We start from the raw sequence: 22,841 nt of genomic DNA on the forward strand, positions 1-22,841 counted from the left end.
TTTAAGAGCAGCAGTCATCTGAAACACCACCTTGAATTTCAGGATCCCGAGTAGTGTGGTCCTTCTTCGCATCAGTAACTGGACTCTGGATCTTTGACCTCAGTTTTTGTGCTGAAAGCGGCGTGGCACGGATTTGCGGACAAACGTGGATCGCGTCGCGGATCACAGCAGTGGTCGGGTTACGAGAATTGTGAGCTTGAATCGCCCCTGGTTTCCTAGACACCTCCAAGCCTCATAGTGAGGCCCAAATACGAGGTGCCATGAGTCGTCAGCGATACCCCGAAGAATTCAAGATCGAAGCGGTCAAGCAAGTGACCGAAAAAGGCAAACCTGTGGCCGATGTCGCCCAGCGCCTGGGCATGTCTGTGCACAGACTCTACGCCTGGATCAAGGTCTACAGCAAGCCCCAAGAGCAGCGTCAGCAAGATGACGATCAGCACACTGAACTTCGCAAGCTACGCGCTGAACTCAAGTGCTGCTCCAGTAGAGTATGAGAAACGCTATTTCCTGAGCTTGGAGAGTGTCTAGGAAACCCGGGGCGATTCAGAGCGCCTGAAGATTGCCGCTGTCTTGCCTTTTCTTGGGCCAGTTCTATCCCGGCTACTACTGGTGCACCATCCATCCTTGCGGTGAGGATCGGCCATCCACCGTCGCCAACGATTGCGATGGGACACGGCCATCCATGCTGGGCTGGAGTTAGATAATTAAAACTGTCGCACTGAAAGACCAAATTCCGGGCCTTGCAGCCTCGATTGGAGAAAGTGTAAAACTGTCGCGAATGCTCAAAAAGCGATTTCAGGCTGATGGTGTAGAGAATTAAATCTGTCGCAGTCAACAACGGCGCGGCATTGAGAGCCGTTTGAGCGAGGGCCACATCGTTCATCCTATTGAATGGCCTGCGCCTCCTACAAACGCACTGGACAGAGACCAGCGCAACTGCCGACATCTGTGACCAGCGCTGACGTTGTTCAGCGAGCGTAGGCTAATCCCCCTGCCACGATGCGTTTTGATTTCGAACGGTGCATGCACGGCCGCAAGGGCTTTTCGCAAGTAGCAGATCTGGACGTCTATGATTTTGGTACCCGGGTTAAAATCATATCCCCAAACCTCCGTCAGTATGGTTTGGCGATTCACCACCTGTTCCCCGTACCGAATCAGAAGCGCCAGGAGCCGGCATGGCGTTGGCTTCAGCTGAAATTGGCGATCATGAACACGCACCACGTTTTGCTGAATGTATAAAAACATCATTGTCCCGCAGGCGGCGGTCAACTCCAACTTCTCGACGGTATTGGTCGTAGTGCTTTGGCTGTAAGACATGGTGAGTAGACACCTTCAACAGTGAGACTAGCAGCTGCCGAGTGAGCAAAACCCAATGCGCAGGCACATATCATCAGCGCGTCAGCATGGTGATTTGCCAACTGCAGGCTACGAAACCGCCGGATTGGTTCGATCACCGGCTCTGCTCGAACAGCAAAGGCACACCGCATTCTTGGCTAAGGCGGTCCATGTAAGCACGCACCGCGTCAGGGAAAGTGACGGCACGAACGATGGACAGCGAGCGCAGCACCGGCCAAAGCGTGATGTCGTTGATCCCGATGACCTTTCTGGTGTCCAACAACGGCACCAAAGCCTCCAGCATGGGCTCGATTTGCCCCTCCAACATTGGAGTGATGTTTCGCAATTCATCCAAATTTCCAAAGGCATGCTCCTCACGCAGCCGGTAGGCTTGTCGTGCAGCCAGCGTGGCAACTTCTGCGAAGTCACCTTCGACGAAGCGGGGGATGAAGAGCTTGAGCGCGGTCGGCCAGACCTCTTTAACCCAAGCGTCCAATGCCTCGCTTTGGGGAGCGACGAGTATCGGTGTGCCAATGGCATCGACATAGCGCACGATGTCCAGACTCTCGCCCATATGGGTCCCGTCATCCTTTTCCAAGATAGGGACCGCCTTCTTCCCGATCAGTCGCTTAGGTGTCTCGGCGTCACCCTCCATGATGACCTGTAGATCAACGGGAAGGCCTTTGAGGCCAAAGATCATCCGCGCCCGCGTGCAAAACGGGCAGTGTTCGTAGATATAGAGTTTCATCACGCTCCTCCACGTTGAATAGCATTGAGGCCGTTTGGCTCAGAATTGCACCGACCGTGTGAGACCACCGTCCACAAGCAGGTTCGTACCGGTTGTAAAGCTGGCGGCCGGGCTGGCGAGAAACACGACTGCCTTCGCCACCTCTTCTGGCGTGGCCATGCGACCCATTGGATTTTCGGCCAGGCAAGTCGCGAAGGTTTCCGGCTGATCGCGCTCGATGTCGCCCCACACGCCATCTGCGAAGTACACATTGCCAGGGGAAACGGAATTGACCCGGATCCCTTCGCTCGCATGCCGTGCCGACAAGGTTTTGCCGTAATGCAGCAAGGCAGCCTTCAGGATGCCGTAGGGCTCGGCGAACATATCGACTTCGCGCCCGGAGACGCTGGAGATCAGCACTACCGAGGCAGCTGCCGATTGGCGCAATGCCGGCAGGGCGGCCTTGACCATGGCGGCACTGCCCAGCAGGTCGGTGTCGAATGCACGGCGCCAGGTACCAAGATCATCGCCGCCGGCCAATGCACTGACGTTAGGCACCACGATATCCAACCCACCCATCTGCTCGGCAGCCGAGGTAACCCACGCCGCCACCTGCTCAGGCTGGGTGACATCCACGGCCGTGCCGAACGCCCGCGGGCCGAATTCAGCGCCAGCGCGTTCAACACCCACTGTACCGCGCGCGCAGAATGCTACTTGCGCACCTTCCTGAAGAAAAAGCTCAACGATCGCTCGCCCAATGCCTCGCGATGCACCGCTGACCAGCACGCGTTTATCCTTCAAGCCCAAGTCCATGGTCCATCTCCTCTAGCAGTTGTTGCTGCGACGGGGCACGGCGTGCCCCGTCGCCCGGATTACTTGCGCAGCTTGTACGCAATGATTTCGTCGCTGGTTCCGGTTTCCATGAAGGCATGGCCGGAGGCCGACACGAGCACGTACTGCTCGCCGTTCACCTCGTAGGAAATCGGGTTGGCCTGAGCACCGACGTCCAGAACGTCCTCCCACAGCACCTCACCGGTGGCGGTGTCGATCGCTCGGAACAGGTTGTCGGTGGCCGCGCCGACGAAGGTCAAGCCGCCAGCGGTGACCACGGTGCCGCCGTTGTTAGGCAGGCCGATGTTGAGCGGCAGGTGCGAAGGAATGCCGAACGGGCCATTGCGACGCGCGGTGCCCAGCGGCTCATCCCAGACGGTCTTGCCGGTGTCCAGGCTTACTGCGCGAATGCCACCGTAGGGAGGGGCCGAGCACGGCACACCGGTACCCCAGTTCCGCCAACCCGCATTCACGCTGATTGCATAGGGAGCGTTGACCTGTGGATAGACAGAAGCGCCCCCTTCACCCTTGCCCGACTTGCTACCGGCCTTGTTGAGTGAAGTCTCGTCAGGCTTTGGCGCGTAGATTGGCTTGAGCCCCATCTGCTCAGCCTTATCCCGCGGGATCAGCTGGTTGAGGTTCGGGATATCGTTGTAGTTGGCGATGATCAGTCGGCGCACCGGGTCAATCGCAACCGAGCCCCAGTCCGAGCCACCGTTGTAGCCCGGGTACTGAATCCAAGGACGATCTACCGAAGGCGGCGTCAGGTAGCCCTCGTAGTTAGCCTGACGGAACTGGATGCGGCACATCAGCTGGTCCAGCGGCGAGAAGCCCCACATGTCAGCTTCGGTCTTGGGCGCCTTGCGCAGGGTGTGCCACTCGGAAGTCGGCTGGGTGTCGGACAGGTATTTGGGCTCGACCGAACCGCCCTTGGGCGCCTTGACCTCGCCAATCGGAGTCAAAGGTTCACCCGTAGCGCGGTTGAGGATGTAGATGTCACCCTGCTTGGTTGGCAACAGCACCGCTGGCACCGGCTTTCCGTCCTTCCCTGGGAAGTCGAGCATGGTCGGCTGGCTGCCCAGGTCGTAATCCCAGACGTCGTGACGAATGGCCTGGAAGTGCCAAACATCCTTGCCCGTTTTGACGTCGACCGCGACCAACGAGTCGGAGTATTTGTTCTCCGCTTCGCTACGGTTAGAGCCGTAATAGTCGATAGACGAGTTGCTGATCGGCAGATAGACGTAGCCGAGCTTTTCGTCACCCACCGCTGCTGTCCACATGTTCGGTGTGCCGCGAGTGTAGGTGCTGCCCTCGGCAGGGCCATGGACATTGTCCTGGTTACCCAGATCCCAAGCCCACGACATTTTTCCGGTGACAGCGTCAAAGCCGCGAATCACCCCCGATGGTGCATCTTCGTCCTGGCCGTCGCGGATCTGCGCGCCGGTCACGACAACGCCATTGACGATCGCGGGCGGCGCTGTGACGGCATACCAGCCAGGGACCTTCTTGCCCAAGCCTTCCCAGAGATCGACCGAACCGTTCTGACCGAAGTCTTGGCATGGTTCCCCGGTGTGCAGGTCAACGGCGATCAGCCTTGCATCCAGCGTGGCTTCCACCACACGGCTGCGGCATTGGGCAGTTTCCGGCAGTTGTGGAGCGGTGTAGACCGCCACCCCACGGCAAGCTGCGGCATGGGGAATGGCCTGGTCCGCTACTCCCGGGTCATGACGCCAGTTTTCTTTACCGCTGGCAGCATCGATCGAGATCATGATGTTCTTAGCCGAACACATCAGCAGGTCGTTGCCCACCTTGATTGGCGTGGTTTCCGGTGAATAGCGGCTGCCGGGGTTTGGCAGATCTCGGGTGTGGTAGACAAAAGCACGCTCAAGGCGCTCGACGTTTGCTGGCGTGATCTGCTTGAGTGGGCTGAAGCGCTGGGCGTTGTGATCGCCACCGTAGAATGGCCAGTCACTGCCAACTTGCGGAACACCCTCAGCCTGAGCGAATTGCACCTGCACGGCGCAAGAAATGGCGAGAGCAAGCGCGCCCCCACGTTTGACGGTAGTAAACATGACGAACCTCGTTACACAGCAGTGCGGGTGGCGCGGCGCAGCGCCGGCGACAGAGTCAGGATCAAAAGCAGGATCACAGTCATGGCCACCAGCCGAGGCACTAGCCCCCACCAATTGAGGCCGACTTCCCACAGGGCCCAGATCACTGTCAGCCCCCATATCACCGCGAACAGGTGGATGGCGCTGCGTCGCTGCCGCCAGAGCAAGGCGGCGGTTAGCACACAACCAGCACCTGCCAGGCCGTAGTACCAGCTACCGCCCAAGCCCATCAGCCACACCCCACCGCCGAACAGAGCCATGCCAAACAGCCCAAGAGTCAAGGCCAGGACGACTGTTGCGAACCGCCACTTCCTGCTGAGACCAGGCTGCGCCTGGTCGTTGTTGCGGGACACATCACTACGTTGATTCATGACGCTACAGCTTCCTTCATTACAAGTAATTCAAGCCACCGCCTGGTTGCCTGGAGCGGCAAAGCCGATCGGTCGACGGGTACAGAACATCGAGAGCATCGCGCCGATCACCAACAGGGCACCGACCACGACGAACGCCAAGGCGAAACTGCCCGATCCAGCCACCACGTAGCCGGTCACGATGGGCGCCAACAGACCGAACAGGTTGCCGATCGCGGTGATGAAACCTGCGGCGGTACCGACATCGTCCTCAGAGCGCACCAGGTCGTTGACCAGCGAGAGGTTCAGGGAGATCGCCGAAGCGCAGGTGGCTAGCGACAGGGTGATCACGAAGAGAATCGCCCAGGTACTGTCGATCGCGGGGACCAGGAAGATCACCGAGGACGCCAGCAGCACGCTGGCGACTACCATGCGGCGCTGGCCGGTTTCAGCGGCACCAGGGCGCATCGCCTTGTCGCTCAGACGACCGATGACGATGGCGAGCACGGCCGCACCCAGATAGGGGATGGCGGTGTAGAAGCCACTCGACATCACGGTCAGGCCCTTCTCGGCCTGTAGGTAGCTCGGCAGCCAGGTGAGGAAAAAATAGGTGGCATATACCGCGCAGCCGTGCGACAGAGCAATTGCCCACATGCTGCTGGAGCGGGCCAGACCCTTGAGCCCGAGAGAAAATGGCTGCGCAGCGCTGCTGGTGGAAGTGACGCTGCCCTGAGCGATCTCTGCGCGCTCGGCATCGTCCAGCCAAGGGGCCTTGGCGGGGTGGTTGTACCACTTCAACCAGGCGGCCAACCAGATAAAGCCCAGAGCGCCAGCCACCACGAATGCGATTCGCCAGCCAAACGCACTGATCAGCCAGCCAAACCCAATGGCGCCGATGGCGGGTCCGACAAGGCTGCCGCTATGGAAGACTGCGGTGGCCATGCCGCGCTCTTTGAGCGGCATCCATTCCCGAATGACCCTGGCACCGGCGGGGTAAGTGGTGGCTTCGCCCATGCCCATGATGAGCCGACAGCTGAGCAACGAGATGAACCCTGTCGACAAGGCCGTGCAGGCGGTTGCCACCGACCAGACGCCGATCCCGTAGCCGTTGACCTTTTTCGGGCCAAAACGACCCACCAGGTAGCCCATGGGAATCAGGGCCAGGAAGTAGAGCCAGACGAACGATGAGAAAAGGTAGCCCATCGCGACCGGTGAGATATCGAACTCTTCCTTGAGCACTTTGGACGCCACCGAAAGAGACACTCGGTCAACGTAGTTGATCAACGTCAGGGTAAAGAGAAACGCGTAGATCCAAACGCGCTTCTTTTTCAACAGGGTGTCTTTATGCATCGCCATCACCTTGTATTTATTGGGACGATCCAGGGACGAGTGCTCGACGTTCCGGCAAAGAGGCTACTCACGATCCCCGGGCAGCGGGCACTCGATCGTGAGCAACCATCGCGCGGTTGCTGAGCGTTCGGTCAACCCAGCCAACGCTGGATATTCGCAACCATGACTTCTTTGGAAATCCCGTAGCGGTCGTGCAGGGTCGGCAGTGCGCCCGCGTCCAGGAATTGGTCAGGCAGTGCCACATGGCGCACTTCGGGCTGCACGCGGGCTTGCAGCAACGCCATGGCAATGGCTTCACCCAAACCGCCAATCTGGGTGTGGTTCTCCGCGATCACCACAAGCCGGCCGTCGCGTCGGCACTGCTCGACGATGGTCTGGACGTCCAGCGGCTTGATCGTGGGGACGTGTAGCACGGCCGTATCAATCGTGCTCTTGGCCAGTTCTTCAGCCACTTCCAGGGCACGCATGGTCATCAGGCCCGAGGCGATGATCAGCACGTCCTTGCCATCGCGCAGGAGCTTGGCCTTGCCCAGTTCGAACTTGTAGTCGTACTCGTCGAGAAGCAGCGGAACACGTCCGCGCGGGAGGCGCATGTACACGGGGCCGTTGTGCTCTGCAATAGCCGCCACACACTGTTCGGTTTCCAGTGCATCGCAGGGGTCGATGACCATCATCTGGGGGATCGCCCGCATCATCGCGAGGTCTTCGGTCGCCTGGTGACTCGGACCATAACCGGTGGTCAAGCCCGGCAGCGCTGCGCAAATCTTCACGTTGAGGTTTTCTTCGGCGATCACTTGGTGAATGAAGTCATAGGCGCGTCGCGTGGCAAACACTGCATAGGTAGTGGCGAACGGCACGAAGCCTTCCTTCGCCATGCCCCCGGCCGCCGCCATGAGCAGCTGTTCAGCCATGCCCATCTGGAGGAAGCGCTCAGGGTAGCGTTGGGCGAAGATGTGCAGATCAGTGTATTTCGCGAGGTCTGCCGTCATGCCTACGATCCGGGGATCTTTCTGACCGGCTTTCACCAAAGCGTGGCCAAACGGCGCAGATGTAGTGCGTTGCCCCTCGCTGGCAATGGAGGCGATCATGGACGACGTGGTGAGCTTCGGCTTTGCTTGGGAAGCGGCAGTCATTGGTGGCTCCTTGGCGCGTGGATCTCATCGAGGTCTGCAAGTGCTTGCTGCCATTCCTGGGGCTCGACCCGGATGAAATGGTTCTTGTCACGCTGCTCCAGGAACGGCACGCCTTTACCCATCAATGTGTCGAAGAGGATCACCCGCGGCTTGTCGCCAGGAACCGCCCGCGCGGTATCAAAGGCATTGATCACCTCCTGCAGGTTGTTGCCGTCGACGCGCTGTACGTGCCACCCGAAAGCAGCCCATTTATCGACCAGAGGCTCGAACTGCAGGATGTCGTGGGAAGGGCCGTCGGCCTGCTGGCGGTTGATGTCCACCAGGTTGATCAGGTTGCCCAACCGGTGGTGAGCTGCCGACATGGCAGCCTCCCACACCGCGCCTTCATCCAACTCGCCATCGGACATCGAGTTGTACACGAACGCCTTGTTGCCCTTTAGGCGCAATCCCAGCGCCTGACCCACCGCGATTGCCAGCCCCTGGCCCAGCGAGCCACCGGAGATTTCCATGCCGGGTGTATAGGTGGCCATGCCAGACATCGGCAGCCGACTATCGTCGGAGCCATAGGTTTCCAGCTCTTCTTCCGGAAGCACTCCCGCCTCCAGCAAAGCGGCGTACAAGGCTATGGCGTAGTGTCCGTGGGACAGCAAGAAGCGATCTCGCCCCTCCCATTCAGGTTGATCGGGACGAATGTTCATAGCGTGGCAGTAGGCAACAGCCAGGACGTCTGCCCAGCCCAGCGCCTGGCCGACGTAGCCTTGGCCCTGGACCTCACCCATGCGCAGCGCAAAGCGCCGGATCCGCCAGGCGTGCGCCGACATTTGGGCAAAGTGCTCATTGAGACCCTCGGTCATATTGTTCTCCATTGGTGACCAGCGATTCGGCGTCACTGATGTAGAGGATTCATCAGTAAACATCGAATTGAGTAACCCGCTGATGTTCATGTAAAACTAATGAGCCGACAAAAGGTTTTAATTCGTTAACAAATGAACTGGATTCATCAATGAAAGTGTTAAAACGGTTGCCTCTATCAGCCCTGAGGGTTTTCGAAGCGGCAGGCCGGACGTGCTCATTCGTGGAGGCTGCAAAAGAGCTCGACCTCTCGCCCAGTGCGGTGAGTCATGCGATCCGAAAACTGGAAGCCGCCGCCGAAATTACGCTGTTCGTCCGCAACACCAGGCACACGGCGTTGACTGCGGAAGGTGCAATGCTGCTTGATCACGTCCAACGCGGCTTCGAAGAGATGAGTCGGGGTTTGGCCATCGCGACCAACGAACCGGCGCTGCCCCTGCGCTTACATACCGCGCCTACCTTTGCCAGCCAGTGGCTAGTTCCGCGCCTGGCGGGCTTCTTGAGAGACCACCCAGGCATCGACCTGCGCATCTCCGCTAGCACGGATTACGCGCTGTTCGACAATGACGATTTCGACCTCGATATCGTTTATGGCGAGCCCAGGCCGTCCTCTCATGAAAAGACGCCGCTGCGCATCGAAGAGCTGACGCCACTTTGCAGCCCTGAGGTTGCCAAGTCCTTGCGCTCCGTACAGGACCTGTACTCTCATTTTTTGATCCAGAGCGATGGGCAGGCGGTGCAATGGAAAGGCTGGTTTGCAGCAAACGGTATGCAAGCGCCCCAATCCTATGGTCTGGCGTTCGACCGCAGCTCCATGGGGATTGCCGCAGCGGCAGGTGGCCTGGGAGTAGTCCTTGAATCAGATTTGGTAGCGGAACAAGAGCTGGCCAGTGGACGCCTGGTCCGTCCACTGCGTGAGGTGAGCCACAGCGTCCGGTACGTGGGCCATTACCTGGTGCATCCTCGCCGCCCCACGCAACCTCACGCTGTAACTCAATTCAAAGAATGGCTGTTCAAGGAACTCGCTGTGAACTGATCGGCAATCGCGGACCGTAACTGGCAGTGGTGATGGACTCTCTAGCTCACTACTATATTGGGGCGCTCAGGCAACAAAAGACAGTTAGCTCATTGTCGCTGTCCTTTCGCCCCTCCAGGATAACTCTCAACGATGACCCGGCACTATCGCTGGATTCCCTACAGACGTAGTCGCTGATGCTGTCCAGATACTATTGTCGATATTGACGTCGTCGAACGCGCTTGGAGTCAGGACGGGCTCAGCTATGCCCGCCTTGCGTTGGTTGTCGTAATCGGCTAGCAACCGGAGCCCAACATTACACAGCAATGTGAGCGCGATCAGGTTCACCAACGCAGATAGCGTCATAGTGATGTCGGCGAAGGCGAACACGGTCGAAAGGTCCTCCACCGACCCCCATAGGATCAGCGCTAAAACAAGCGCACGATAGCCCAAGAGCATCTTGCAATTATCTCCCAAGATAAACTTCAAGTTGTTCTCGCCGAGGTAGTAGTTGTAGAGAATCGAGGTAAATACAAACAAGGCCAATGCGGCGCTTATGAAAATGCGCCCCCAGTCGCCAACCACCGCCGCCAACGAGTTCTGAGTCAGTACCAGGCCGTCACCTGCAAACCCGGCGGTGTAAAAACCCGAGAGTAGGATCAGCAGTGCAGTGCAGGTGCAAATCACGAACGTGTCGAAAAACACACTGAATGCTTGCACTACGCCTTGAGAAACAGGGTGCTTGACCTCAGCAACAGCCGCGACGTTGGGTGCGCTGCCCAAACCGGCCTCGTTGGCAAACACTCCCCGCTTGACGCCCATAACAATGGCGCTACCAATAAAGCCGCCAAAGGCCTGGTCCAAACCAAAGGCACTGTTGATGATGGTCATCAGCATTGTTGGCACGTGATCAAACTGCAGAATTATTACGTAGAGGGTTACCGCGATGTAGGCCAGCGTTTTGACTGGTACCAACAGATCCGCCACTTTGGCGATACGCTTGATGCCACCTACGAAGACCAGGCCCAGCACGACGGCCAGAACAATGCCTGAATAGGTGGGATTGACGCCAAAGGCATTCTGGAGGGAATGGGTCACGGCATGGGATTGCAGCCCATTGAAGGAAAAACCGAAGGTGACGATGAGTAGCGTGGCCATCAGCACGCCGAGCCAGCGCTTATTCAAACCGTGCTCTATATAGAAGGATGGGCCTCCGTAGAACTGGCCGCTAGCGTCTTTACGCTTGTATAACTGAGCCAGACTGCACTCCATCAGCGTTGTAGCCATACCCACCAAGGCAGTGACCCACATCCAGAAGACGGCACCAGGCCCGCCAAGGGTAACAGCCACACCGACGCCGGCAATGTTGCCCGCACCTACTCGTCCCGCCAGGCTAAGCATCAGGGCCTGGAATGAGCTGATTTGTGTCGAACTGCTGGTGAGGCTGTCTTTAAATACCTTGAACATGTGCAGAAAATAGCGAAGCTGCACAAAGCGAGTCTTGATTGTGAAATAGGCGCCCAATCCAACGACCAGGACGATGAGCAGCTTTCCCGAAAGAAAACCGTTGATGGCTTCGAGCATGGCGCAACCTCATTGTTATTTTATTGGGTAGTGCGGAGCTTCACGCGGCCGGAAGAACCGCGTGGAAATTTGTAGATCTGCCTAGGCGAGGTCTTGTAGAGCTTTGATCCGCTTCCACATAAGTACAGGGTTCGAATACATGGGGAAGTGACCGCAATCAGGAATGCACGCCAAGTGCACACCTTTTGCCGCAATGTCCTTGAGGTAGGAAAGGTGAGAGTTGGTTTCCCCATACATGTATTGGCGCGGGAAGGGCAGCGACAGAAATTTTTCCATCAACAGACCATTGTCCGACAAATCCACCATTGACTCGAAAATGCCGCGCACCGCACCGGTACGTACTTTGTGCGCCAAACTAGCGGCATACAGCGCGCTCGCAGGGTCGGATGCCAATCGAGTGCGTTCGATAAAGTCGCGGAAGAATCGCGCATCATCGTCACGGCGGTGATGATGAATTTGACGGCTGAGGAAGCAGTCCTCAGGGGCGATGTTACCTTCGATGTCGACGAAACTCAGCACGCGCGAAGGATCCCCATGAGCCAAGATCAGACTGGTCAATCCGCCCATGGAGTGGCCTACCAAGTGGAAAGTATCGACCTCAAAATACTTGAGTACGGCCTGTGCGGTTTTCACAAGGAATGGAATATTGATGCGCGAGAGGTCGCTGCATTCGGTCTCACCGCAGCCTGGAGCATCGTAGGCAATGAAGGGATGTCCATCGAAAGCAGGCTGCAGCGTGATATCGGCGTAGTCCTCTTTGGTAGAGCCGAAACCGTGAAGGAACAGGATGGGCGCTTTAGGCCCACGGCGGTGAATCACCGCCAGTTCGAGCTGTACACCGTCGATGTTCAGCGGAATTTTTTCGTGGGTGAAGCGAGCTGGATGGGACACGAATGAGCTCCTGTGACAGACATCCTCAATGTTGAGCTCGCCAGATGATTTGTAAAATACGAAGCCACGAACCCTGTCATATGCCTAGCCTATGACAACAAGGTTTGCTTCGCTTGATCGATCATGGCATCCACGAGCGGATGCTTATGCTCGCTGTGCCACGCCATGGCAGTAGTCACCACTTTCACCTCCGGGAACAGAGGCCGAATGAGTACGTTTTTGGGCGCGAGCTTGCCCATCGAGGTGGGAACAAGGGCAATGCCTTGGCCGCAGCTGACGAAGGCAACTTGTGACGAGACCGAGCGAACTTGATGCACGATCCGCGGGGCGAAGCCGCTGGCTTTGCACTGTCCGACCAGATAGTCGAAATAAACAGGGCTCACATCGCGTGAAGCCATTACCAAGGTTTCATCGGCGAGGGACTTGAGAGAGATGGAATCACTCGCGGACAAAGGGTGATCGTTAGGGAGCGCTACTGCCAGTCGATCCTCGGACAACGGTAGAGATTGCAAGTGCCGACCGAGGTTGCCCTCAAGGCGTGCGAAGGCGATGTCGATATCGCCGCCCTCAAGAGCGGGGATAGCCTCCGCGCTATCGATCTCTCGAACCGATACCGTGATCAGTGGATGGTCCTGCTTGAACCGCTCGATCAGCGGGGGCAGTACATCGATCATTGCCGAAGTAATTGCCCCAATGGTCACTACGCCAGCGTGGCCGGCCACGGCCTCATGCACCGCAAGCTCCAATCGTTCCAGCTGATCAGCAAACTTTCGTACGGCGGGGAGAATGGCGGCTCCCGCAGCGGTCAGTTGAGCGCCTCGGCGAGATCTAGTGAATAGTTGAACCCGTAAGGACTGCTCCAGCGCCTGTATCTGCTCGGTCAACGGTGGCTGCGACATGCCCAGTCGCTTGGCTGCGCGGCTGAAGTTCTGGTCCTCGGCAACTGCCAGGAATAGCCAGAGGTGGCGTATCAAGCGAAAGTTGATCACAGCGCTCTTCCATAGGTTTGGGGTATGATAAGCTTAGCTTCTTCGTAATATACGTATCAAATCTCGGCGCAGATACTCAAGCCTCACCTAAAAGAGGCCTGAAACCGATGAGCTTGAAAGCCCCGCTTGATCGCCTGGCTGCGCTCGATACCAACACGGTGTCGGACGCGCTGGACTTCCTCCAGCTGCCTGGTGCCACCAACGGCCTGATGCCGCTATGGGACTGTCCGAAGATTGTTGGCCGAGCCAGCACTGTTCAGTTGGGGCCCAAGCAGGATGTGTCACCCACCGTTCACCTGATCACCCCAGTAGTGGAGCAGATCACCACCGATGACCGCGTGCTGGTAATCGCGGGCGGCGTCGATGGTATCTCCAGTTGGGGAGACATCCTGGCAAACGCCGCCCAGCGCAAAGGTATTCGTGGCTCGATCATCGACGGTTTCAGCCGTGACATCCGCGGCAGCGCGGACATCGGCTATCCAGTCTTCGGTCGCGGCGTGACCATGATCAGCGCCCGTAACCGGCTCATCCAGATCGACGCAGCAGTAAAAGTTCGCATGGCGGGCGTCGAGGTAGAGGAAGGCGACTACGTGATCGCCGACGAATGCGGCACCGTTTTTGTCCCGGCCCACGCTATCGACCAGGTGCTTGAGCTGGCCGAGCGTATCGATCGCCGCCAGGCCGGCATGGTCGATGCCGTCCGTTCGGGCCGCTCGGTCGAGGAAGTGATGCACGACACGCAATTCGAAGCCATCAGGGTGGAGCACTGACATGAGCCTTTCCGATAAAGACATTGTTGCCTTGTTCGAAGGCCTGGATACCCCAGGTGTGTCCGATGCGATGGACAAGCTAGGCCTTCCAGGCCAAGCATTTGGTGTCGCACCACTGGCCAACTACAGCCAGGTTGTGGTCGGCCCGGCCTTCACCGTTCAGTATGTGAGTGCGAGCACACCGCCCGGCACTGTCGGCGACTTCATTGATGACGTAGCACCAGGCGACGTTGTGGTCATTGCCAACGAAGGTCGTACCGATTGCACGGTGTGGGGCGACATCATGACTCAGTACGCCTTGGCCCGCGGTATCGCCGGCACTGTCATTGATGGGGTCTGTCGCGATGTGAACAAGGCACTGGGCGAAGGCTACCCGCTTTTCAGCAAGGGCCGCTTCATGCGTACCGGCAAGGACCGCGTGGAAGTCGTGGCCGTCAACCAGCCGGTATCGGTTGGCCAAGCCCGAGTTTGTGCCCGCGACATCGTCGTGGCTGACGCCAATGGTGTCGTCATCGTCCCGCGTGATCGTGCCCAGGAAGTCGCTGAAACGGCACGTCGTATCGAACACGTCGAAGCGAAGATCCGCGAACAGATCGCCACTGGCAAGAGCCTCAAAGAAGCCCGTGCCACTCTCGGTTACCACACCCTGCAGAGCAAACAACCATGAGCCTTCCACACGACTATCAGAACATCGCAAAAGTCCTCGGCAGCTCCACCCTGTACGAGGCCTCTGGGCTGCCGTGCGCGGTCGATCGCGAAATTCGCGCTGTCTGGAGAGGCGCGTTCATCGCGGCACCAGCATACCCCCTGCAATGCTCGCCAGGTGACAACTTGGGTCTGCACCTGGCTGTGGCGAAAGCGCCGCGCGGTAGCGTCTTGGTCTGTGATACTGCCGACTTCGTTGCCGGCTATTGGGGTGAAGTGCTTACCGTGGCGGCCGAAGCCGCTGGCATCGTTGGCTTAGTAATCAATGGCGGCGTACGCGATATCGCCGCGCTTGAAGCGCATGGCTTTCCGGTTTTTGCTCGAGGCATCTCCGTCAAAGGTACCGTCAAGGCGACCACGCCCTCCGTTGGCAGACCTTTCTACTTTAGCGGGGCGCACGTTAGCGCCGGCGACCTTGTGGTTGCGGACGAGGATGGCGTGATCATCATTCCCGCCGATGCAGTTGAGTGCACGCTGCGCGAGGGCCAAAAACGCGCTGACAAAGAGGCGGAGTTTTTTGCAAAGTTGCGTGAAGGTCACACCACCCTGGACTTGATGGGTCTTTCCCTCCCGGAGGAACACGCGTGAGCTTGGAAACGCTGAACCGTCGCCTGGAGGCTGCCAAGCCTTCAGCGACTTACAAGATCATCGACCGCGTTGCTGCACGTCGTGCAGAAGGGGCGAAGATCATCTCTCTCTGTGCGGGCGAGCCTGACTTCGATACTCCAGAACACATCCGTGCCGCAGCCATCAGTGCGATCAATAATGGCCACACCCGCTACACCCAAGTCGCTGGCCTTCGCGCGCTGCGTGAAGCCATCGCCCGTAAGTACCGGCGCGAGAACGGCCTTGATGTAAACTGGCAAGACACGCTGGTCTGCAGTGGAGGTAAGCAGGTCATCTTTAACGCCTTGGCCGCGACCCTCAACGAAGGCGACGAGGTGGTGATCCCTGCTCCTTACTGGGTCAGCTATCCGGAAATGGTGGCGTTGTGCGGGGGCGAGTCACGGATCGTTACCTGTGGCGCCGAGTCGAGCTTTAAGCTCACACCAAAAGCATTGGCCGGAGCAATCGGGCCGAAGACTCGATGGCTCATTCTGAATTCGCCGTCCAACCCCACGGGAGCGGTGTATGATCACTACGAACTGAAAGCCTTGGCTGAGGTATTGCTCAATCATCCGCAAGTCCTGATTTTGGCGGACGACATCTATGAGCATTTGATCTTCGACGGTCGTGATTTCCTTACACTCGCCCAGGTTGAGCCCAGACTTTCTGAACGGACGCTGACCATGAACGGCGTATCGAAGGCCTACGCCATGACAGGCTGGCGGATCGGGTTTGCCTCTGGGCCTCGCTGGTTGCTCGATGCGATGGAAAAGTTGCAGGGTCAGCAGACCTCGGGGGCGTGTTCCATCTCGCAACATGCGGCAGTCGCTGCGCTGGACGGTCCGAAAGACTTCATCGCCCAAAGCCGCGAAGTGTTCCAACGGCGTCGAGATTTCATGGTCGAGCTGCTCAACCAGGCGCCGGGCATCAGTTGCGAAGTTCCAGGCGGAGCCTTCTACGCCTTTGCCAATTGTACCGGTCTGATCGGCAAGCGCTCGCCGGACGGCCGTGATCTCGTTGACGACGAGGCTGTCGCGTTGGCATTGCTTGAAGAGGCCAACGTGGCAGTCGTGCAAGGTAGTGCATTTGGACTTCCAGGCTACCTGCGTATTGCCTACGCTCTGGATGATGAATCGTTACGAACGGCGTGCCAGGCTATTCAGAAGTTCTGCGAGGACGCACTGTAAAGAACACGTCTCGCTATGGCCGTCGTCTGGGAAGAGTGACTTCGGCCATGGTCGCCTACAGCTGATCGAGTTGAACTTGCAATTAGCCAGTGTCAGCTACGCCGCCATGGTAACTCTAGATTCCAGCACCCTAGCTTATGGAAGCGCGAATGAAGTACGTAGAACTAATCGGTGGTAAGGTCCACCGATAAACGTTCAAAAGAACAAAAAGTTAGAAGGGCCCTTGAGTTCTGCAACCAACAGGAGCTATGTCTGCAATCGCAGCAGGCATCCCGAGGATGGAGCGCTGCTGAGCACCTCCAGCTTGAGCGCATGTCGAGCACTGGTGATGTAAAGGGTGTTGCCTTCCGGCCCCCCGAAGCACAGGTCAGTAGGCGCGGGTACCGGTAAACCGATCATTCGATCGAGGTTTCCGTCGGCATCGAAGCGCGCCAAGCTCCAGCCGTCCATCTGGGTCGTCCAGACCCCACCGTCGCTGTCCAAGGCCAAACCGCCCAGGCTGCCCCCTCCTCTGGGCAGCGAAGCCAAGCGGCGTATCGCCGTGCTGCCGCTATGCAAGAGCAGAATATCGCCGGCGTCCGGTGCCAGAGCATAGAGCGCGTCTCCGCTGGCATCCCAACGGAAAGCACTGATTGGCTCAGGCAGAGACCAGCCGTTTCGCAGCTCACCTTCGGCACTGAGTTCCCCGATCACACAGCCATGGGTACTTCGGGCACACGCCCACAGCGCGCCGGATGGATGGGTCGCCAGGGCCAGTAGCCGACTTCCTAGCAGATCCTGCCGTGGGTGCTCATTCCCTTCCCAGTCGATCAGCGACCACCCCCCAGTCTGCGCAACGAGCAGACCCTCTGGATGCAATTCCATCGCCCGCACCGGCAGATCCAGACGGGTCAGCAATCGGCTGTTCTGTCCGTCCCAGCAGTGGATGGCAGGTGCCAAAGTGTCGGCCCAGTAGAGCATTTGCCGGCCGGCATGCCAGCGCGGAAACGCGCCATGGAAGGCCCAAGGTCCCGGAAGCACGCTGAGCTCCTCGGCATGATGCGGCGCAGTATCGGGACGTAGCTGCTCGCCAACCCGGCGGGCCGCATCGGCGAGCTCAGGGCCCAGTAAAGTCAGGCGCTCCAAGGTCAGCCTATAGGCCGGTCCCGCCACGCTCAGTGCCCCGCGGACGTGTCCCTGCTTATCGATGATCGGCGCGGCCACACAACGAATACCGAGACGGATTTCTTCGTCATCGAGGGCATAGCCACGTGCCTGGGTGATCTGCAACTCAGCCAGCAACCTGCGGCGGTCGGTAATGGTCAGCGGCGTCAGCGGGGCCAGGACTAGGCCTTTGAGAATTTCATCGCGTGCAGCCGCCGGCAGCGCGGACAGAATCGCCTTGCCTTGTCCCGTACAGTACACCGGCTTGCCCTGACCAAGGCTCGCTGCAGAGCGCTGGGTGTGGGCACCTTCACACCGCTCTAGCGAGAGCACCTGATTGCCGTCCAGCACGGCGAGGTACGACGTTTCCCCCGTGAGGTCACGCAGTGCTCGCAGTTCCGCGCTGGCAGCAGCGACCAGATCTGGCTCGAGGTAAGCATTGCGCACCATTTCCAGGTAGTTGAAGCCGAGCCTGTAAACCTTGCGGGTAGGGTCGCGACGGATCATGCCGCGCTCTACCAGGGTGGCGAGGATGCGGTACAGCGTTGTGCGAGGCAAAGGCACCAACTCGGCCAGTTGGGCCTGGTTGATGCCTGTAACGCTACTCCCAATGGCCTGGAGGACATCCAGCGCTTTTTCCAGTGCGGCCGTACCTTCACCCGTTTTCATTGTGTTTTCCCACCTATTGGAACTCGGCTATCACCACCGAGATTCTGCCCATTTTTCACCCAATTTTCTGCAATAGAATCGGTCGCATCAGGGCTACCAGCAGTTAGAAATTCCACATATTGGGACTTGGTATCGACCTGTTATCGAACAAAAACATGAGGAGATGTTGAAGCATGTCAGTCATCCACAATTACGCCGATGCCCATGAAAGCGTCTCCGGCAAACAGGTCGAAGTCAGCGATGAAGTGCTGGCCAAGCTTGCCACCTGCAGCAGCGGCTCGCTGACCACTCAGCTGTTCAAGCGCGGCTTTCGTCAGCCCGCACTGGTCGGCCTGCGTTGCATGACCCGTGACGTCAAGCCGTTTGCTGGACGCGCCTTCACCATGCGCTTCATCCCCGCCCGTGAAGACATCGACACCTATTCCACCATGACCACCAAGCCTAACGACGACAACCTGCAGTGGGTCGGCGTTGAGCAGATCAAACCCGGTGACGTGCTGGTCATCGACAGCCGCAACGACCCGGCCGCCGCTTCGGCCGGCAACATCCTGGTAACTCGCCTGCTGGCTCGCGGCGCCAAGGGCATCGTTACCGACGGCGCCCTTCGTGACGGCAGCGAAATCGCCGCCATGAACCTGCCGGCCTACGCTCGCGAAATCACTGCCACCACCCGCATCTCTTACCACCACGTGGCCGACCTGCAGGTTCCGGTCGGTTGTGCCGGCGTTGCTGTGTACCCAGGCGACATCATCGTTGGCGATGCCGATGGCCTGACCGTGGTGCCAGCGCACCTGGCCGAGGAGCTGGCCGAAGTGTGCACCGTGCAGGACGACATTGAAGGCTATCTGGCCATGCGCATCGCCGCCGGCGAAGCACTGTGGGGGGTTTACCCACCGAGTCCGACATCGGTTTCCGACTACCACGCCTGGGTCGCCGCTGGCCGTCCGGCCATTCCCTCGATCATCGACAAGAAGGACTAAGCCATGACTGAGCACAAGCACGCGCAACTGATCCGCCGCTACTTCGACGCCTGCAACGAGGGCGATTACGACAAGCTGGTGTCGTGCTTCACCCCGGACGCGGTGCACTACTTCCCTGCCGGGCTGCCGGAAGTGCCGTGGCGCACAGCTGACACTATCGCCCGCAAATGGGTGTGGTGCGTAGAGAACCTGGGCTCGCAGTGGACCATCGAGAAGATCCTGGTCAGCCATGACTGCAACGAAGCGGTCATCGAGTGGACCCACTGGAAGAGCAAGCTTGGCACCGCCCTGCGCGGGGACGAATGGTACGTGTTTGACGAAAAGTCCGGGCTGATCAAAGAGATCCGCGCCTACTACGCCTCGCCGGCAGACAAGGAAGTGGTGATCAACGAGCTGGTGGACTTTGACTACCAAGGCCGCGGCTACCACCTGGAACCGAAAGCACGCTGAAGCTGCCGGCCCTGTACGGATCAACCCGCGCAGGGCCACAGCGCATTTCGAGGAGTAAGCATGACCACTCAACAAGATCCCACCCTGAACGCGCTTGATGCAGTCGTGGCCAAAGCGGCTGCAGCTGCCGACTTCTGGGCTGACTCCAGCGCAGAACAACGCGCCAAGCTGCTGCGCGGCCTGGCCGAGGCATTGGAAAGCCAACAGGCGGAATTGGTCGCCATCGCCGACCGTGAAAGCGGCTTGGGTGAGGTGCGCCTGAACGGTGAAGTCGCGCGTACTGCCTTCCAGCTGCGCGGCTTCGCCAGCGAAGTGGAAGCCGGTGTGCCGTACCGCCAAGTGGACGATCAAGCCGTCGCGGGTGCTCCGCCTGTTGGTCGCCCGCGTCTGACCCGCACTCAACGCCCACTGGGCCCAGTGGCGATGTTCTCGGCAAGCAACTTCCCGTTCGCCTTCTCGGTACTCGGTGGTGATACCGCTTCCGCGCTGGCGGCTGGCTGCCCGGTTGTGATCAAACCGCATTCCGGCCACCCGGAGCTTTCCCGCGCGGTATTCACCCTGGCCGCTGGTGTAGTGCGTTCGCAAGGCTTGCCAGAGGGTCTGTTGACCCTGGCTGAAGCGCCCAACCGCTCGGCCGGCAAGTACCTGGTACAACACCCATCAATCGCCGCCGTGGCATTCACTGGCTCGTATCAGGGCGGCAAAGCCCTGTGGCAGGCGGCCAATGAGCGCGAGCGCCCGGTACCGTTCTTCGGTGAGCTGGGTTCGATCAACCCACTGGTGGCATTGCCATCGGCACTGGAGAAAGACAGCGCGAACCTGGCCAAGGTACTGGCTGGCTCCATCACCCTGGGTTGCGGCCAGTTCTGCACCAGCCCTGGGGTAATCGTGCTGCTGGACTCGCCTCACAGCCAACGCTTCATCGGCGAACTGGCCGAAGCCATTGCGCCGATTGCCACCCACCGTATGCTGACTCCAGGTATGCAGCAGGGCTTCGAAGCGGCCGCTACCACCGTGGCTGCCAATGCCTCTGCGGTCTTCGCGCCCCATGCCGATGGCGCCGGTCCGGCACCACGCCTGTTTGCCACTGACGCTGCGTCGTTCATCGCCAACGCCCACCTGCGCGAGGAAATGTTCGGCCCGGCGGCACTGATCGTCACCGCGCAATCCGTGGCTCAGGCAGCCGATGTGCTCGACGCCGTGGGCGGCACGCTAACCACCACCCTGTGGGGCCTGGAGGTCGACACCCAAGAAAATCGCCAACTGCTGAACGCTGCCCAGCGTGTTTCCGGGCGCGTCCTGTTCGCCGGCGTACCGACTGGTGTCGCCGTATGCCATGCCCAGCAGCACGGTGGCCCGTGGCCTGCGTCCACAGCACCACAAACCACCTCGGTTGGCTTCGCCGCGATCGAGCGCTTCCTGCGTCCGGTCGCGTTGCAGGACGCGCCGAGCTGGGTCCTGGGCTGAGGAGAACATAGCGATGATGCGACATATCGTGATGTTTCGCCGCCTGCCCGGTGTCGACGCGCAACCTGAACGGGAAGCGGACCTGGTAGGCCGGATGCGAGACCTCACCCAGGAAATCGACTTCATCCGCGACTGGCGCGTCGCCGCCAACGAACTGGATCGACCGATCTGCTGGGACTACATCCTCGAATCCAGCTTCGACGATGCCGACGCGGTTCAGCGGTACCTGCCACACCCTGCGCACCAGGCTCTGGTCGCCGATCTCAAGCAGTACTTCGAATGGGTGGCAGTGGATTACAGCGTCTAAGCAGTACCAATAGCCTGGCCCCCTGATGGGCCAGGCGTCATAACAAAAAAGATCCGGCATCACAGGTGCTGGACGGAGTCATACATGAACAAGAAAAAGAACTACCGCTGGACGATCCTGACCATGCTTTTCCTGGCCATGATCATCAACTATGTCGATCGCGCTGCCCTCTCGATCGCCATGCCGTTCATTACGCAGGAATACCACCTCACCCCCGCTGAAAAGGGCATGATCTTCAGTAGTTTCTTCTTCGGCTATGCGCTGTTCTGTTTCGTCGGCGGCTACCTGGCCGACCGCTTCGGCCCCAAGAAGGTACTGACCTGGTCGATGAGCTTCTGGTCTGTGCTCTGCGGTTCCACCGCCCTGGCCTTTAACTTCTGGTCGCTGCTGATTGTGCGTGCGCTCTTCGGTGTCGGCGAAGGACCGGTCTCCACCACCGCGAACAAGACCGTCAACAGCTGGTTCCCGATCAAGGAGCGTGCTCGCGCCATTGGCATCAACCAGGCGGGTGGCCCGCTGGGCGGCGCCCTGGCAGGCCCGATCGTCGGCTTCCTCGCCCTTTGGCTGGGTTGGCGTGTGGCCTTTGTGGTGATCGCCGCAGTCGGTGTGCTCTGGGCTATTGCCTGGTACCGCATGGCAGCCTCCACACCTAAAGAACACCCGCTGGTCACTCCAGAAGAGCTGGAACTGATCAACGAGGGCCGTGAAGCGCCGGTTACCGCCGTCGCAGACGCACCCCGCACGCCGGTTCTGCAGATTATTCTGCAGCGTTCGGTCCTGGTCACCGGCGTTTCGCTGTTCTGCTACAACTACATCCTCTATTTCTTCATGACCTGGTTCCCCAGCTACCTGATCGACGCCAAAGGTATTGATCTCAAATCCATGAGCATCGTCACCGCACTGCCTTGGCTGGTAGGTACTGTCGGCTTCGTTTGCGGCGGGCTGCTGATCGACTGGGTGTTCAAGCGCACTGGCAAGCAGCTGTTCTCGCGCAAAGTGGTACTGGTCAGTTGCCTGCTGGTGGCGGCCGTGTGCATCGGCCTGACCGGCCAGGTTGAGAGCGTGACCAGCACCGTTGCAGTCATGACCGTGGCCATTGGCTTCCTAATGCTCACCGCGCCGGCCTACTGGTCGCTGATCCAGGATGCCGTGCCGGACCATCAGGTCGGTACCGCCGGTGGCTTCATGCACGGTCTGGCCAACCTGTCGGGCATCGTCGCACCAACCGTGACCGGCTTCATCATCGAGTCGACCGGGACCTACAGCAGCGGCTTCGGCCTTGCAGCAGGACTGGGGGTGGTTGGTGCACTGATCGTGGCTGTGTTCGTTGGCCAGAGACCGGCCAAGCAGCCCAGCGCTATCGCAACAGCCTGAATCAAACGCTCCTAC

At 59.2% G+C, this 22,841-nt stretch carries 22 protein-coding genes and 2 pseudogenes; 11 read left to right on the plus strand and 13 right to left on the minus strand.

The features are described 5' to 3' along the window. Positions 1–260: 260 nt before the first annotated feature. Positions 261–473: pseudogene (locus ACTJK9_RS20360) on the plus strand (transposase); the annotation flags it as partial. Positions 474–535: 62 nt separating this feature from the next. Here ACTJK9_RS20360 and ACTJK9_RS20365 read toward each other — a convergent pair. The 9 genes and pseudogenes from ACTJK9_RS20365 to ACTJK9_RS20405 form a co-directional block, all read right to left on the minus strand. Next, a pseudogene (locus ACTJK9_RS20365) lies at positions 536–730 on the minus strand (hypothetical protein); the annotation flags it as partial. A gap of 149 nt (positions 731–879) precedes the next feature. Then, positions 880–1,317: a winged helix-turn-helix domain-containing protein gene (locus ACTJK9_RS20370; RefSeq protein ID WP_440815749.1), complete on the minus strand. Its 438-nt coding sequence runs from the start codon at positions 1,315–1,317 to the stop codon at positions 880–882. Positions 1,318–1,450: 133 nt separating this feature from the next. Further along, the gene (grxB, locus tag ACTJK9_RS20375; protein ID WP_440815751.1) at positions 1,451–2,083 is read right to left on the minus strand and encodes a glutaredoxin 2; all 633 of its coding nucleotides are present in this window, start codon (positions 2,081–2,083) and stop codon (positions 1,451–1,453) included. Between the two features lie 39 nt (positions 2,084–2,122). Beyond that, entirely contained in the window at positions 2,123–2,875 is a 753-nt protein-coding gene (locus ACTJK9_RS20380; protein WP_440815754.1) for an SDR family NAD(P)-dependent oxidoreductase, read from the minus strand. Between the two features lie 59 nt (positions 2,876–2,934). After that, positions 2,935–4,965, minus strand: a complete 2,031-nt coding sequence (locus tag ACTJK9_RS20385) for a pyrroloquinoline quinone-dependent dehydrogenase (protein ID WP_440815756.1) — start codon at positions 4,963–4,965, stop codon at positions 2,935–2,937. Between the two features lie 11 nt (positions 4,966–4,976). Further along, positions 4,977–5,375, minus strand: a complete 399-nt coding sequence (locus tag ACTJK9_RS20390; RefSeq protein ID WP_440815759.1) for a glucose dehydrogenase — start codon at positions 5,373–5,375, stop codon at positions 4,977–4,979. A gap of 30 nt (positions 5,376–5,405) precedes the next feature. Then, positions 5,406–6,704: an MFS transporter gene (locus ACTJK9_RS20395; RefSeq protein ID WP_440815762.1), complete on the minus strand. Its 1,299-nt coding sequence runs from the start codon at positions 6,702–6,704 to the stop codon at positions 5,406–5,408. A 131-nt stretch (positions 6,705–6,835) separates the two neighbouring features. Beyond that, a complete protein-coding gene (locus tag ACTJK9_RS20400; RefSeq protein WP_440815765.1) occupies positions 6,836–7,837 on the minus strand; it encodes a transketolase family protein in 1,002 nt (333 codons plus the stop codon). Then, positions 7,834–8,691, minus strand: coding sequence for a transketolase (locus tag ACTJK9_RS20405; RefSeq protein ID WP_440815767.1), 858 nt, complete (start codon positions 8,689–8,691; stop codon positions 7,834–7,836). The genes ACTJK9_RS20400 and ACTJK9_RS20405 overlap by 4 nt, the downstream gene beginning before the upstream one ends. A gap of 149 nt (positions 8,692–8,840) precedes the next feature. On the opposite strand from ACTJK9_RS20405, the gene ACTJK9_RS20410 reads away from it, so the two are divergent. After that, entirely contained in the window at positions 8,841–9,725 is an 885-nt protein-coding gene (locus ACTJK9_RS20410) for a LysR substrate-binding domain-containing protein (protein WP_427603546.1), read from the plus strand. A gap of 126 nt (positions 9,726–9,851) precedes the next feature. Here ACTJK9_RS20410 and ACTJK9_RS20415 read toward each other — a convergent pair whose 3' ends face one another. The 3 genes from ACTJK9_RS20415 to ACTJK9_RS20425 form a co-directional block, all read right to left on the minus strand. Next, positions 9,852–11,288 (minus strand): alanine/glycine:cation symporter family protein, encoded by a 1,437-nt coding sequence (locus ACTJK9_RS20415; RefSeq protein WP_440815771.1) that lies wholly within the window; start codon positions 11,286–11,288, stop codon positions 9,852–9,854. A gap of 81 nt (positions 11,289–11,369) precedes the next feature. After that, a complete protein-coding gene (locus ACTJK9_RS20420; protein WP_440815773.1) occupies positions 11,370–12,179 on the minus strand; it encodes an alpha/beta fold hydrolase in 810 nt (269 codons plus the stop codon). Positions 12,180–12,268: 89 nt separating this feature from the next. Beyond that, complete coding sequence (locus tag ACTJK9_RS20425; protein ID WP_440815776.1) at positions 12,269–13,168, minus strand: LysR substrate-binding domain-containing protein; 900 nt, start codon at positions 13,166–13,168, stop codon at positions 12,269–12,271. 107 nt (positions 13,169–13,275) lie between these two features. Here ACTJK9_RS20425 and ACTJK9_RS20430 point away from each other — a divergent pair, with 107 nt between their 5' ends. From ACTJK9_RS20430 to ACTJK9_RS20445, 4 genes are read left to right on the plus strand one after another with little or no spacing between them, the layout of a single operon-like run. After that, entirely contained in the window at positions 13,276–13,938 is a 663-nt protein-coding gene (locus ACTJK9_RS20430) for an RraA family protein (RefSeq protein WP_440815778.1), read from the plus strand. A 1-nt stretch (position 13,939) separates the two neighbouring features. Continuing rightward, the gene (locus ACTJK9_RS20435) at positions 13,940–14,605 is read left to right on the plus strand and encodes an RraA family protein (RefSeq protein WP_045154596.1); all 666 of its coding nucleotides are present in this window, start codon (positions 13,940–13,942) and stop codon (positions 14,603–14,605) included. Beyond that, a complete protein-coding gene (locus ACTJK9_RS20440) occupies positions 14,602–15,231 on the plus strand; it encodes an RraA family protein (protein ID WP_440815781.1) in 630 nt (209 codons plus the stop codon). The genes ACTJK9_RS20435 and ACTJK9_RS20440 overlap by 4 nt, the downstream gene beginning before the upstream one ends. Beyond that, a complete protein-coding gene (locus ACTJK9_RS20445; protein WP_440815783.1) occupies positions 15,228–16,436 on the plus strand; it encodes a pyridoxal phosphate-dependent aminotransferase in 1,209 nt (402 codons plus the stop codon). The genes ACTJK9_RS20440 and ACTJK9_RS20445 overlap by 4 nt, the downstream gene beginning before the upstream one ends. 246 nt (positions 16,437–16,682) lie before the next feature. On the opposite strand, the gene ACTJK9_RS20450 is transcribed toward ACTJK9_RS20445, so the two are convergent. After that, positions 16,683–18,248: an IclR family transcriptional regulator domain-containing protein gene (locus tag ACTJK9_RS20450; protein WP_440815786.1), complete on the minus strand. Its 1,566-nt coding sequence runs from the start codon at positions 18,246–18,248 to the stop codon at positions 16,683–16,685. A gap of 173 nt (positions 18,249–18,421) precedes the next feature. Between ACTJK9_RS20450 and ACTJK9_RS20455 the strand changes: the two genes are divergently transcribed. The 5 genes from ACTJK9_RS20455 to ACTJK9_RS20475 all read left to right on the plus strand — a co-directional run bounded on the left by ACTJK9_RS20455 (position 18,422) and on the right by ACTJK9_RS20475 (position 22,826). Beyond that, entirely contained in the window at positions 18,422–19,228 is an 807-nt protein-coding gene (locus tag ACTJK9_RS20455; RefSeq protein ID WP_440815789.1) for a ribonuclease activity regulator RraA, read from the plus strand. Between the two features lie 3 nt (positions 19,229–19,231). After that, positions 19,232–19,678, plus strand: a complete 447-nt coding sequence (locus ACTJK9_RS20460; protein ID WP_440815792.1) for a nuclear transport factor 2 family protein — start codon at positions 19,232–19,234, stop codon at positions 19,676–19,678. 60 nt (positions 19,679–19,738) lie between these two features. Beyond that, positions 19,739–21,145, plus strand: a complete 1,407-nt coding sequence (locus ACTJK9_RS20465) for an aldehyde dehydrogenase (NADP(+)) (protein ID WP_440815795.1) — start codon at positions 19,739–19,741, stop codon at positions 21,143–21,145. 13 nt (positions 21,146–21,158) lie between these two features. Next, positions 21,159–21,452, plus strand: a complete 294-nt coding sequence (locus tag ACTJK9_RS20470) for a Dabb family protein (protein ID WP_427603527.1) — start codon at positions 21,159–21,161, stop codon at positions 21,450–21,452. Between the two features lie 84 nt (positions 21,453–21,536). Further along, positions 21,537–22,826 carry an MFS transporter gene (locus ACTJK9_RS20475; RefSeq protein WP_427603525.1) on the plus strand — a complete coding sequence of 430 codons (1,290 nt, stop codon included), beginning with the start codon at positions 21,537–21,539 and terminating at the stop codon, positions 22,824–22,826. The last annotated feature ends 15 nt before the right edge of the window (positions 22,827–22,841 follow it).

The organism is Pseudomonas sp. 22082, assembly GCF_052046055.1.
Taxonomy (GTDB): domain Bacteria; phylum Pseudomonadota; class Gammaproteobacteria; order Pseudomonadales; family Pseudomonadaceae; genus Aquipseudomonas; species Aquipseudomonas pharyngis.